General features: G+C 65.0%; 12 protein-coding genes. 7 read left to right on the forward strand and 5 right to left on the reverse strand.

Going from position 1 to position 11,710, the window contains the following annotated elements; genetic code table 11:
* The first annotated feature begins 48 nt into the window (after nucleotides 1–48).
* Complete coding sequence (locus BFL43_RS21755; protein ID WP_084894681.1) at nucleotides 49–516, forward strand: DUF4334 domain-containing protein; 468 nt, start codon at nucleotides 49–51, stop codon at nucleotides 514–516.
* 11 nt (nucleotides 517–527) lie between these two features.
* The gene (locus BFL43_RS21760) at nucleotides 528–1,616 is read left to right on the forward strand and encodes an NAD(P)-dependent alcohol dehydrogenase (RefSeq protein WP_084894864.1); all 1,089 of its coding nucleotides are present in this window, start codon (nucleotides 528–530) and stop codon (nucleotides 1,614–1,616) included.
* Nucleotides 1,617–1,677: 61 nt separating this feature from the next.
* Here the strand turns inward: BFL43_RS21760 and BFL43_RS21765 are convergent, their stop codons facing one another.
* The gene (locus BFL43_RS21765; protein ID WP_084894683.1) at nucleotides 1,678–2,310 is read right to left on the reverse strand and encodes a hypothetical protein; all 633 of its coding nucleotides are present in this window, start codon (nucleotides 2,308–2,310) and stop codon (nucleotides 1,678–1,680) included.
* Between the two features lie 232 nt (nucleotides 2,311–2,542).
* Nucleotides 2,543–3,403, reverse strand: coding sequence for an AraC family transcriptional regulator (locus BFL43_RS21770; protein WP_084894685.1), 861 nt, complete (start codon nucleotides 3,401–3,403; stop codon nucleotides 2,543–2,545).
* Between the two features lie 117 nt (nucleotides 3,404–3,520).
* Between BFL43_RS21770 and BFL43_RS21775 the strand changes: the two genes are divergently transcribed.
* The gene (locus tag BFL43_RS21775; protein ID WP_206186729.1) at nucleotides 3,521–4,588 is read left to right on the forward strand and encodes an ABC transporter substrate-binding protein; all 1,068 of its coding nucleotides are present in this window, start codon (nucleotides 3,521–3,523) and stop codon (nucleotides 4,586–4,588) included.
* Nucleotides 4,589–4,661: 73 nt separating this feature from the next.
* On the opposite strand, the gene BFL43_RS21780 is transcribed toward BFL43_RS21775, so the two are convergent.
* On the reverse strand, nucleotides 4,662–5,681 hold the full coding sequence (locus BFL43_RS21780; RefSeq protein WP_084894687.1) for an NADP-dependent oxidoreductase: 1,020 nt from the start codon (nucleotides 5,679–5,681) through the stop codon (nucleotides 4,662–4,664).
* Nucleotides 5,682–5,812: 131 nt separating this feature from the next.
* On the opposite strand from BFL43_RS21780, the gene BFL43_RS21785 reads away from it, so the two are divergent.
* Nucleotides 5,813–7,120 (forward strand): alpha-hydroxy-acid oxidizing protein, encoded by a 1,308-nt coding sequence (locus BFL43_RS21785; protein ID WP_084894689.1) that lies wholly within the window; start codon nucleotides 5,813–5,815, stop codon nucleotides 7,118–7,120.
* Nucleotides 7,121–7,205: 85 nt separating this feature from the next.
* Nucleotides 7,206–7,913: an SDR family oxidoreductase gene (locus BFL43_RS21790; RefSeq protein ID WP_084894691.1), complete on the forward strand. Its 708-nt coding sequence runs from the start codon at nucleotides 7,206–7,208 to the stop codon at nucleotides 7,911–7,913.
* A 61-nt stretch (nucleotides 7,914–7,974) separates the two neighbouring features.
* Here the strand turns inward: BFL43_RS21790 and BFL43_RS21795 are convergent, their stop codons facing one another.
* On the reverse strand, nucleotides 7,975–8,751 hold the full coding sequence (locus tag BFL43_RS21795) for an oxygenase MpaB family protein (protein ID WP_346425989.1): 777 nt from the start codon (nucleotides 8,749–8,751) through the stop codon (nucleotides 7,975–7,977).
* 238 nt (nucleotides 8,752–8,989) lie between these two features.
* On the opposite strand from BFL43_RS21795, the gene BFL43_RS21800 reads away from it, so the two are divergent.
* The gene (locus BFL43_RS21800) at nucleotides 8,990–9,622 is read left to right on the forward strand and encodes a TetR/AcrR family transcriptional regulator (RefSeq protein WP_084894868.1); all 633 of its coding nucleotides are present in this window, start codon (nucleotides 8,990–8,992) and stop codon (nucleotides 9,620–9,622) included.
* Here BFL43_RS21800 and BFL43_RS21805 read toward each other — a convergent pair.
* Nucleotides 9,606–10,844: an MFS transporter gene (locus BFL43_RS21805; protein WP_084894695.1), complete on the reverse strand. Its 1,239-nt coding sequence runs from the start codon at nucleotides 10,842–10,844 to the stop codon at nucleotides 9,606–9,608. The two genes, BFL43_RS21800 and BFL43_RS21805, sit on opposite strands and share 17 nt — an antisense overlap.
* Before the next feature lie 108 nt (nucleotides 10,845–10,952).
* On the opposite strand from BFL43_RS21805, the gene BFL43_RS21810 reads away from it, so the two are divergent.
* Nucleotides 10,953–11,597 carry a TetR/AcrR family transcriptional regulator gene (locus BFL43_RS21810; protein ID WP_084894697.1) on the forward strand — a complete coding sequence of 215 codons (645 nt, stop codon included), beginning with the start codon at nucleotides 10,953–10,955 and terminating at the stop codon, nucleotides 11,595–11,597.
* Nucleotides 11,598–11,710: the final 113 nt, after the last annotated feature.

Here is an 11,710-nt window from a genome sequence, read left to right on the forward strand (position 1 = left end):
ATTTCTGACTACTGTTGTTCTCAGAGTTCCCCCGGCAGTGAGGCAGAGATGAACAACGACAAGGCCGTCGCAAAGTTTTTCGAATTGAAGGAAAGTCAGGCGATCAGTGAGCCCGCCGACCTCGACGACTTGTGGGCAGGCCTCGAACCGATCGGCCGCGACTTCATGCTCGGGGCCTGGTCGGGCGGTGAACTACCCAGCGGCCACGCCATGGACGGCCAGTTGGAGCAGGTCAACTGGCACGGCAAGACGTTCGACGCGTATCACGATGTGAAGCCGCTGGTCTGCCGCGACGACGAGGGCAACCTCTACTCGAACAAGGAACTGGGCAAGGGCGAGGCCAGCCTGTGGGCGGTCGAGTTCCGCGGCGAGACCACCGCGGCCATGGTCTACGACGGTCAGCCCGTCATCGATCACTTCAAGAAGGTCGACGACACGCACGTCATGGGCATCATGAACGGCAAGACCTCACTGGTGCGCGACAAGCACTTCTACTTTTACCTCGAACGCGAGTGACGCCCACTTCCATAGCGGCGCGGGCGGCGGTGCTCAGCGAGGTGGGAGCGCCGCCGGCGTTGCGCGACGTGCAGGTCCGCGAACCGGTCGGTGATGAAATCCTGGTGCGAGTGCAGGCGGTCGGCATCTGTCACACCGACATCTCGTTGGCCGCCCGGTGGCCCGGCAAGCGGATGCCGATGGTCTTCGGTCATGAGGGAGCCGGGATTGTCGAGGCGGTCGGCCGCACAGCCACCGTCCGGGTCGGTACGCGAGTAGTCCTGACGTTCAACAGCTGCGGACAGTGCAACCATTGCAAGGCAGGCGAGTCCGCATACTGCCGGCAGTCGACCGCTCTGAACATGCGTGGAGACAGAGGCGAGGTGTCGGGTTCAGTGCGTGGCGAGCACGGCCCTATCAATGGTGACTTCTTCGGTCAGTCCAGTTTCGCGACGTATGCCCTCGCGCATCAGCGCAATACGGTGCCGATAGGCGACGAGATCGAGATGTCGGTGGCTGCCCCGCTCGGATGCAGCGTGCAGACCGGTGTCGGCTCGATTCTCAACGCGTTGCGGCCCGTGCTCGGGCAGAGTGTGGTGATCTTCGGCGCCGGCGCGGTGGGTCTTTCCGCAGTCATGGGTGCCCGGATAGCGGGCGCTCGCGTCATCATTGCCGTCGATCCCATCGCCGAGCGACGAGCGCTGGCGGTCGAGCTCGGCGCTACTGCAACGGTGGATCCTGCTGCGGGCGATGTGGTGTCGACTTTGGCGGAATTCACCGGAGGCGGTGCCGATCATGTCCTGGACACCACGGCCATCCCCGCTGTCCTTACCGAGGCGGTCACCGCCTTGCGGTCTCGCGGACAGCTGGGCATCGTCGGCCTCGGAGCCCCGATCGCCGAGCTTCCGGTCGGGCTGATCATGGGTAGAGGTCTACGGATTCGCGGCATCGTCGAAGGCGACAGCGTGCCCAGCACATTCATCCCCGAACTGATAGATCTCCACAAGCGTGGTGATCTCCCGCTCGAGAAGCTGATCACGACCTACGACTTCGCTGATTTCGACAATGCCTGGGCCGCAGCACAATCCGGAGCAGCGATCAAACCGGTGCTCACCTTCTGACCTGCCCACCGCCGACCGGGCCGAAACTGCCGCCGACCGGGCCGAAACAGCCGCCGATCGGTTAGCCGGTCGATCCGAGATCAGGAATCGGGAACGGTAGGGGCGAGTCACGACGCGGGCATGGAGCGTTCGGCTCGTCCTTGCACGTGATGGTGATCGACAGGTCGTTGTTCTGGTGGCAGTCGAGGTGGTAGTAGCTTCCGCTGAGGCAAGTCAGTTCGAACGGGGACTGCGCCGGTTTCCCGTCCTCGTCCTCGGCGAAACTGATCTCGAAATTCCCTCGATAGGGGCTGTCGACGTAGACGTTGAACCAGGCGAAGCTCTTCGACTGGAAGCATGGTGGCAACACCGACATGCTCACGTCCATCCACAGATCGTGGACCTGCGGAATCGCGTTCGTGGTTTGGTAGGGGAACTCGCCGGTGGCGTTGACGCACTTGTAGAGGTCGGGGTCGCGTTGGACACCGCCGGAAACGCCGGGGCCGAGGTCGAGGATGACGGCGCTGTGGACGCGGTACTCACCCAAGCCTGGGACGTAGCCGAACTTGTCAGTGCCGCCGAACGCATTCGGGTTGGCGTGCGCATTGTCCGGCGGTTCGATCGCGGAGGCAGCCATCGGCAACGACGTCATCAGTCCGACGACCATTGCCATCGAGATCAACGAGCGGAGCACCACGCGGACCGTTTTCGGCATGGACTGAGAATAGGACCGATCGCGAGTGCACATCGGAGATCTGGAAACTCGACTCCTTTGCCGGCCTACCGATCTCGGAACTCTGGTGCCTTGCCCGACCGGCACGATCGGCGGCTGTTTCGGCACGGTCGACGGTCGGATTGGCACGGTGGGCGGTTCACGCAGAGTCGATGGTGCCCACCGCGTAGCGCCCCGGCGTATGGCCGTACTCGCGTGAGAAGGCCGTGGCGGTTCACGCAGAGTCGATGGTGCCCACCGCGTAGCGCCCCGGCGTATGGCCGTACTCGCGTGAGAAGGCCGTCACGAACGCGGGCACACTGGAGTATCCGACGCGGTGCGCGACCTCGGTCACTGATTTCGTCTCGAGTAGGACAACGGCTGCATCGAGCCGAGTCTTGGTGCGCCACTGCGAATACGACACCCCGAACTCGCGGACGAAGTCGCGCTGCAGGGTCTTGGTGCTGGTGTGCAGTCGGGTCGCCCACTCGTCGAGTCGCGTCGGGTCGGCGGGGTCGTGCAGGAGGGTTCGGGCGATCGTCTGCGCGAAACCCGTGGTGCGCGACGAGGACGGTATCCCGATGGGGTCACGGCCGACGAAATCGCGGTGGGTGGCACCCAGGCCCGCCATGATCGTGGCCCGCGCCGCCAGCGCCGTCGCCTCGTCTTGACCCGGTCGAGCGATCTGCTCGATGAGCCTGCGCGACTGCTGGTCCGCCGACACCGCCGCCACTCGCAACGTACGCAGGCGCTGCGGTACTTCGCGGAGACAGATGCGGTAGATGATCTGTTTCCGCGAGGTGAAGACCTCATGGGTGACGCCGCGTCGCACCCACAGTGCCTCGGTGGCGCCGATGAACTCGGTTCTGTTGGCGTGACGCACCGACAGCATGCCGTCGGGGGTCCAGTACAGCTGGTGCACGAAGTCGCTGCGGGATTCGGGAATCTCGAGGGCACCGCCCGACCCGTACTTGAGGATCAGAATTCCGGTCGGTGGACCGATGCCGTATCCGTACTCCTCGACCCAGAGCGGGTCGGCGCCTGCCCCGAAGGGGCCGACAGGTCCGGACCGGTCGAAGTGTCCTCCGAGCGTCACAGAGTGTCCTCCCGACGAAGCCGCTGCAGTCTTTAGTAAGGCTAGCCTCAGCTAGAAAGCTCGACGCGTCGGGGGCCTGGCGTCGCGGGTCCGCATATTTGGAGAAAGAAGTACATCTTGTCTGCTCGTCATCTCGGGTTTCGTCTGGCTGCCGCTGCGGCCACGCTCGGCCTTGCTCTGTCCGCCGTGGCCTGCGGCAGTGATTCCGACAACGATTCGGCCGCCGAATCGACGACCAGTGAGACTCGGGTTTTCGCCGCCGACAACGGTGACATCGAGATCCCGGTGGCGCCGCAGCGGATCGTGGCGACCGGCTACGCGGTACCGCCCCTGATCGAAGCGGACGCACCGCTGGTCGGTATCTCCGAATGGAAGCGCGGGATCCCGTTGATGACGCCCGAGGACCTGGCCGACTACGAGTCGCTCGAGAAGATCGCCGGCGACATGTCGGCTGCGGACACCAACTACGAGGCCATCGCCAGTGTCAACCCGGACCTCATCGTGATCGGAGTGCCACAACCGGCGATGGTGGACCTCGATCTGGGCGCTCTGGAGGCGATCGCACCCGTCGTCGCCATCGGGCCGACCAACCCCGCAGCTTGGCGGGAATTGACCAAGCGACAACTCGATGCCGCGGGCAAGCTCGACGCCTACGAGTCGACCAAGAAGACCTATGACGACAAAGCTGCCGGTCTTAAGGAGAAGTACGCGGGGGTGCTCGGACCTTTGAAGTTCGGACACCTGGGTGCGTACGGCGAATCGGCGGCAGGCAACTTCCAGCGAGAGTTCGGCGGCTCCTGGGGCACCAACATCGCGCAGGACGTCGGAGTGAACTACTACGGCGAGGTCAAGGAGAAACTCGGCGGATCACAGGACAGTTCGGAGTACCCGTCCATCGAAAGCATCCCGGAGAGTTTCGCAGACGCCGACGTGATCACGTACACCGTCGAAGCCGATGGATCGGTCGGACCCGAGGTCCGATATGTCCTGGACTCGCCGTTGTTCAAGACCCTGCCCGCAGTCCAGGCAGGCAAGGTCTACGGCCTCAGGTACACCGAAGCCGCGACCTACACCTCCGCGCTGCAGACCCTCGACGCGATCGATGAGGCGCTGGCTCCGTTGCTGACCGAAGCAGCCGGACCGAGCAGCTCGGCGCCCGCATCCTCGACTCCCAGCGGGTCGTGACTACATCCCGATCTTGGTGGGTTTTGGTGAGCCCGACCTGCGGTTTTACTCGCCAGAACCCACCAAATTCGGGCTAGTCGGCGACCTTCACCACGGCTTTGCCGAAGTTGCGGCCGGCGAGGAGGCCGCGGAAGGCGTCGAGGACGTTGTCGAGGCCGTCGGTGATGTCTTCGCGGTACTTCAGCGATCCATCCGCGACCCAGCCTGATGCCTCGTCGAGGAACTGAGGCATCTGCTCGCCTGCGAATTCGGTCTGGATGAAACCGCGGATGGTCAGGCTCTTGACCAACACCGCGTTCATGAGCTGGCCGGTGCGGTCAGGTCCTTCCGGAAGCGACGTCAGGTTGTAGTTGGCCACCAGGCCGCACACGGGGATGCGGCCGTAGAGGTTCATCCGGCGGATGACCTGATCGAAGACGTTGCCGCCGACGTTCTCGAAGTAGACATCGATTCCGTCCGGTGTCGCCGCCTTGAGCTGCTCGGCGAAGTCGTCGGCACGATGGTCGACCGCGGCGTCGAAGCCGAGTTCGTCGATGAGGTATTTGACTTTGTCGGGGCCACCCGCGATGCCGACAGCTCTGGCCCCCTTGATCTTCGCGATCTGTCCGACGGCCGATCCCACAGGGCCGGCTGCGGCGGCGACCACGACGGTCTCGCCGGGCTGCGGGTTGCCGATGGTGAGCAGTCCGGCGTAGGCGGTGAATCCCGGCATCCCCAGCACACCGAGTGCTGTCGACGGCGGATTGATCTCGGGGTCGAGCTTGCGTAGATATTTGGCCTTCTCGACCGAGTGCGTCTGCCAGCCGCCGTAGCCGAGGACGATGTCGCCTTCGGAGAAGTCGTCGACCGTGGACTGCAGGACCCGCGAGACCGTGGCGCCGACCATCGTGTCGCCGATCTCCACGGGAGGGGCATACGACTTGGCGGCGCTCATCCGGCCTCGCATGTACGGATCGAGGGAGAGGTAGAGCGTCTGCAACACCACCTCGCCGGGTGTGGGCTCGGGTAATGCCACGTCCTCGAATCGGAAGTCCGAATCCTTCGGCTCTCCATGTGGTCGGGATGCGAGCACTACGCGGGTGGTGTTTGTCATTGTTCTCCTCATCGAGACATCGATTACCCCAGCTGCAACGGTCCCGGCCCGGGCCGATGTTCCTCACCGTAGGCGAATGTGAGGTACCTCAAGTCGTTGTTCGGCGAACCGGTGGTCGATAGTGTGGGCCGATGAGCAGCGACGCCACCGAACACCTGCCGTCTCCCGGTCGTGCCCGTCAGAATGAGATCTATACCGCCGGGGTGTTCGGCCGAAAACCAAAGGTACCGACAAACTTCGAGGCGTTGGAACGTGCTGCGCGACGCAGGATGTCTGCCAAGGCGTGGGCCTATGTTGCCGGTGGTGCGGGCGACGGTGGGACGATGCGGGCAAACCGGACGGCGCTCGAGCGGTGGGCGATCGTTCCGCGGATGCTCCGAGATGTGTCCGAGCGCACCCTGGCCACAGAACTGTTCGGCCAGCATCTGCCCGCGCCTGTTCTGTTCTCCCCGGTGGGGGCGGGCGCGCTCGCCTTTCCGGACGCAGACGTCCACATCGGCAGGGCCGCAGCACAACTCGGGATTCCCTATATCTTCTCGAGTCAGGGCAGTGCGCCGATGGAACGCACGGCCGCTGCGATGGACGAGATCACCCCGGGGGCGCCGCGCTGGTATCAGCTGTATTGGTCGACGGACGAAGACCTCGTCGACAGCTTCCTTCAGCGTGCCGAAAAGTCCGGCGCTGCTGCAATAGTGGTCACGCTCGACACCACCATGCTCGGGTGGCGACCGCAGGATCTGAATCTGGGGTCGTTGCCGTTCGCGCAGGGGCTGGGAATCGATCAGTACACCTCGGACGACCGGTTCGTCTCGATCGTTCGGGATCGGATCGCGGCAGCGCTGCCGCGGGAGAAGCCGGCGATCACGGTGGGCGCGATCAAATCGCTGATCTCGATGGCGCGGAACATTCCGGGAGGCGCTGTGCGCAATCTTGTTTCGCCGGTGCCGCGGGAATCGGTGCAGACGTTCCTGGAGATCTATTCCCGGCCGTCGCTGAACTGGACGGACATCGCCGGACTGCGCGAACGGACGTCGCTGCCGATCGTGCTCAAAGGAATCCTGCATCCCGACGACGCGTTGCAGGCGGTGGACCACGGTGTCGACGGCATCCTCGTCTCCAACCACGGAGGCAGGCAGGTCGACGGCGCGATCAGTTCCATCGACGCCCTCGTCGACGTCGCCAAGGCCGTCGACGGTCGATCGAAGGTGTTGTTGGACTCCGGTATTCGTGGTGGCGCCGACGTCTTCAAGGCGCTTGCGCTCGGTGCTGACGCGGTGTGCATCGGACGGCCGCACATGTACGGATTGGCGCTCGACGGTGCGGATGGTGCGCGCGATGTCGTCGCCAACATCATTGCCGAACTCGACCTCACCCTCGGGCTGTCCGGGCACACCAGTACTGCCGATCTCACGGCTGCGGCGCTGAAGAAGACCCTCTGACTACTGTAAACCAAAGTCAGCAGGTACCGTGGAGTCCACGCCCGGGGTCGACCCATCCCGGCTGCGGCTCGATGGGAGAAACACAATGGTTACGCTGAACAACGCCACCGTCCTGGTCACCGGCGCCAACGGTGGGCTCGGTACAGAGTTCGTCACGCAGGCGCTCGCTCGCGGCGCCACCAAGGTCTACGCGGCGGCTCGCAACCCCCGGGAGTGGGATGACGATCGGATCGTGCCGATCCGCCTGGACGTCACGGACGCCGCGTCGATCGAGGCCGCGGCATCATCCGCCGCCGACGTCGACATCGTGATCAACAATGCAGGTCAGACGACTTCCGGCCGACTACTCGATCAGCCGGTCGGCGAACTGAAAGCGCTGATGGACATCAACCTCTACGGGCCGATCGCGGTGACCAAGGCGTTTGCCCCGATTCTCGCAACACGCGGCGGGGGCGCTGTCATCAACGTCCACTCGGTGCTGAGCTGGATCGGTATCGGCAGCTCGTACAGCGTGTCCAAGGCTGCGTTGTGGATGGCGACCAATGTGCTGCGTCTGGAGCTGGCGCCGCAGGAGACCCAGGTCCTGGGCCTGCATCTCGGCTACACCGACACCCCGATGACCGCGGGCGTCACGGCCGAGAAGAACGACCCGGCGGACGTCATCCGGGACGCCTACGATGGCCTCGAAGCCGGCCGGCTGGAAGTCCTCGCCGACGACGTGAGCATCCAGGTCAAAGCCGGTCTGGCCGCGCCCGTTGAAGCCCTGTACCCGCAGTTCGCGCCGTCCCGATGATGGGCTGTTCTGGCGGACCCGACCTGGCGTTTTGTTCGCCAGAACGACCCATTTTCGGAACTCAGGTGAGAGGCTTGCCGGCCTTGATGCGCCGTCTGGTGTCCCAGAGGTAGGCGTTGAAGGGGAACGCGCGCAACGGTTTCGGCAACCGTTCGACCAGGTTGCGGGCGATCCGGTTGTGCAGGTCGAAGAGGCGCTGTTGACGTGGGGTCCACGTCAGATCCATCTTCTCGCGGAACTCCGGGGGCAAGAAACCCGTGGTGAGAAACAGGCCGAAGTCGCCGATCAGCAACGACACCGGCTTCGGCAGGAACTCGAACCTCGCGATGCTGACGAGCAGGTCGCGGATGGTGTCGTCGATCTCCAGTGCGGACACGGTCGAATCCCAGTACTGCTGGAAGTCGTCGCGCGTCGCGGGCCACATGTCTCGGGGCATCTGCAGGGTGGTGCCCATCAGCGCGCCCTGCTGGTAAGCCTCTTCGGTGACCGCGGCCGGATCGCCGAAGAGAACCTGCAAGTCCTCCCACCCCTTGTAGAGGCACGCTGCGACCCAGAGCTGCAGGGTGGGATCGAAGGCGCTGTACTTGACCGGACTCGACTCCGTCGACCGGACCCGTGCGTGCGAGTGGCCGACAGCGCGGCGGTAGGCCTTGCGGTCCTCGGGGGAGCCGTTGACGGCCACCGCCAGGTAAGCAAGCGTCGTGCGGCCGCGTTTGAGGGGGTGCTTGAACAGATTTCCACTGTCGACCTTGCTCTCGGCGACGCCGTAGCCGACGGCGGGGAGGGCGAGTTGCATGATCACGTTGGCGGCGCCGGCAAGGGCGGAGATGCCCGGCATCTCCAGGAGATCGCCACTCGCGCTGTCCGCCTGTTCGCGGGTCCACACCGGTCCTCGGGGGGATGGGCGGGAAAGGGGCGAAGCCTCGGAGAGAGCGCTGCTGCCTTCAACGGTCCCAGACGTCATTGTCTGCCTTCCTACCAAGAATATTGTGAGAACACCTGTTGTCGCTTTCAATTGAAGTCGCGTTCGCAGTGATTGTCAATTGCGGACAACCGAAGGTGGAATGATGGGTGTCATGCCTGACCCAATGCGCCCGTACGGCGGCGAAAACGGAGCTGACCGGGTGAAACGTCGCCGGGCGGCCCTGGTGGACGCTGCGCTGGACATCATGGGGTCACCTGACGGCGGTGCGATCAGCGTCCGTGGGGTGTGCCGGCAGGCCGGCCTCACCGCGCGCTACTTCTACGAGAGTTTCACCGACGTCGACGACCTGGTCGGCACCACGTACGACGTCGTGGTCCTCGATATCGCCGAGTCGGCGCAGGCGGCGGTCGCCGCAGGTGGCAGTTCACCCAAGGATCAGATCCGCTCGGCCGTCGGCGCCATCGTGCGCCGAATCGACTCCGATCGGCGCCGCGGCAGGATCTTGTTCTCGCAGACCCTGCTCAGTGGACGGCTCGCGTCCAAGCGCATGGATGCGGCGATGATGTTCGCCGCACTGACCGTGCAGACCTCGGGCACCCACTTCGAGGGAGCAGCGGTGCAAGGCGCCGCCCATTTCTACGTCGGTGGTCTCGGGCAGGTTCTCAGCGCCTGGATCGACGGCCGAATCGATTGCAGCGACGATGAACTCGTCGATCTGTGTGTGACGATGATGTACGGCGCGGTCGTCGAACTGCTCCCGCAGAATGTCACCGGGGTCGAGTGACGCGGCTGTTCCAGCGATCGATGCCGGCCCACAGCAGCAAGCCTGTCACGGCCGAACCGGTCCCTATGAGGCACAACAGATTCCATCCACCTGCGTCGTAGGCGTACCCGGAGGTGACCGACCCCGCCACGGCACCTGCGAAGTAGGTGACCATGTAGGCGGTGGTCACGCGACTGCGCGCATCCGGCGAGAGTGAGTAGATCGCCGATTGGTTCGACAGTTGCGAGGCCTGCACTCCGAAATCGAAGACGACCAGGCCGACGAGCAGTGCCGCGAGCGGCGTACCGGGCCAGGCCAGCAACAACCATCCGGCAATCGTGATCACCCACGCGCCCGTGGTCGCCCCCCGTAGATGTCCGCGGTCGGCCAGCTTTCCGAACATCGGCGCGGCGAGCGCACCTGCGACACCGGCGAGGGCGAAAGCCCCGATCATCGCCTCGGAATACGAGAAGCGTTCACCTCTGCTCCCCGAGAGGAGAAACGCGATCGATGTCCACATCGCGCTGAAGCCGAACATCGTCAGGAAGCCGAGCGCCATCCGTTGCCGCAGCATCGCTTCGGCGGCGATCATCCGTCCGATCGAGGCGAGCAGTGCCCCATACGCCTGGGGAGGGCGAGCCCGGTCCGCAGGCACGAGGAGGTGGACGACCACTGCCAGGACGGCCATGAGGGCCGCGCCGACGAACAGCACCGCCCGCCAGCCACCGACTTCCGCGATCGCCCCGCTGACGACCCGTGCCAGCAGGATGCCGAGCAGCAGACCGCTCATCACCACTCCGACCACACGTCCGCGGTCCGAGGGCAGAGCCAGTGACGATGACCACGGTATGACGATCTGCGCGGTGGCCGCGGAGACGCCGACAAGCAGCGAGGCCACGAACAGGGCGCCGAACCCCGGGGCGAGTCCGGACAGCAGCAGCGCGACAGCTGAGGCAGCCATCATACTGGGCGCCAACACTTTTCGGTTCCACAGGTCGCCCAGTGGGACCAGTAGTAGAAGGCCCATCGCGTACCCGAATTGCGCGGCGGTCACCACCAGGGCCGCGGTGGAGGTGGAGATGGAGAAGTCGGTGCGGATCTCCTCGAGAACGGGTTGCAGGACGTACAGCGACGACACCGAGACGCCACAGGTGAGAGCGAACAGCAGTACCAGTCGCCTGCTGATGCCGGTCGCGGCGGACGGGGGAGGCGACCCGTCGGGACCGGGTGGGTCAAAGGGCACGGTTTCAGCCTGCCGGATCTGCGCGGCTCGATCGAATCGGACAACTCGTCGATCGGGGGCGGGTGGTATTGCCCAGTGCGCCCGCGGCGGCACAGTAGGTTTACGGGTATGGATACCGGAGCTCGGCCAGCGCCGCGTGAGTACGGCGAGGGACTCTGGCGTCAGTATGGGGAAGAAGATCTGCCGGTACCGTTGGCCGCCGCGCTCTCTGCGTTCGCCGAGCACGGCTATCACGGCACCTCGGTCCGGGACATCGCCGCGCGGGCGGGGCTGAGCGTCCCGGGGCTCTACCACCACTACCCGTCGAAACAGTCGCTGTTGCAGGGGCTGCTCGAGCTGACGATGAGCGACCTGCTCGGACGTTCCCGAGCGGCCCTCGAGCAGGCGGGCAGTTCGCCCGTGGAGCGGTTCGACGCGGTGGTCGAATCGCTGCTGCGGTTCCACATGTACCGGAGGGCGCAGGCGTTCGTCGGGTCGACCGAGATCCGCAGTCTCGAGCCCGTGTTCAGGGTGGAATACATCGCCACCCGGGATGAGCAGCAGCGCATGGTCGACGCCATAGTGCAGGCGGGCGTCGACTCCGGCGATTTCCGCACCCCGCACCCCGTGGATGCGGGCCGTGCGGTGACGACGATGTGCGTCGGGGTCTCCACCTGGTATCGACCCTCCGGCAGGCTGGGCCCGGACGAACTGGTGTCGCGATACCTGCTCATCGCGCGGCAGATGGTCGGATACTTCTCCGCTTCGTCCTAGTCCTGCCGGGGTTGACTGCCCAGGGGCGGCCGTGACAGTCTGTTACCCGAAACCGAACGATCGCTCGGTCGGGGCAGCCGACCTGCCGGGCGGCGCACACGAGGAGGTGCCCC

The organism is Williamsia sp. 1135, assembly GCF_002095395.1.
Classification (GTDB): Bacteria; Actinomycetota; Actinomycetes; order Mycobacteriales; family Mycobacteriaceae; genus Williamsia.

Bases quoted from the DNA above. Each gene is read 5' to 3' on its own strand.
- BFL43_RS21755 (WP_084894681.1), top strand. From the start codon at position 49: ATGAACAACGACAAGGCCGTCGCAAAGTTTTTCGAATTGAAGGAAAGT.
- BFL43_RS21790 (WP_084894691.1), top strand. From the start codon at position 7,206: ATGGTTACGCTGAACAACGCCACCGTCCTGGTCACCGGCGCCAACGGT.
- BFL43_RS21785 (WP_084894689.1), top strand. From the start codon at position 5,813: ATGAGCAGCGACGCCACCGAACACCTGCCGTCTCCCGGTCGTGCCCGT.
- BFL43_RS21810 (WP_084894697.1), top strand. From the start codon at position 10,953: ATGGATACCGGAGCTCGGCCAGCGCCGCGTGAGTACGGCGAGGGACTC.
- BFL43_RS21780 (WP_084894687.1), bottom strand. From the start codon at position 5,681: ATGACAAACACCACCCGCGTAGTGCTCGCATCCCGACCACATGGAGAG.
- BFL43_RS21800 (WP_084894868.1), top strand. From the start codon at position 8,990: ATGCCTGACCCAATGCGCCCGTACGGCGGCGAAAACGGAGCTGACCGG.
- BFL43_RS21765 (WP_084894683.1), bottom strand. From the start codon at position 2,310: ATGCCGAAAACGGTCCGCGTGGTGCTCCGCTCGTTGATCTCGATGGCA.
- BFL43_RS21795 (WP_346425989.1), bottom strand. From the start codon at position 8,751: ATGCCGGGCATCTCCGCCCTTGCCGGCGCCGCCAACGTGATCATGCAA.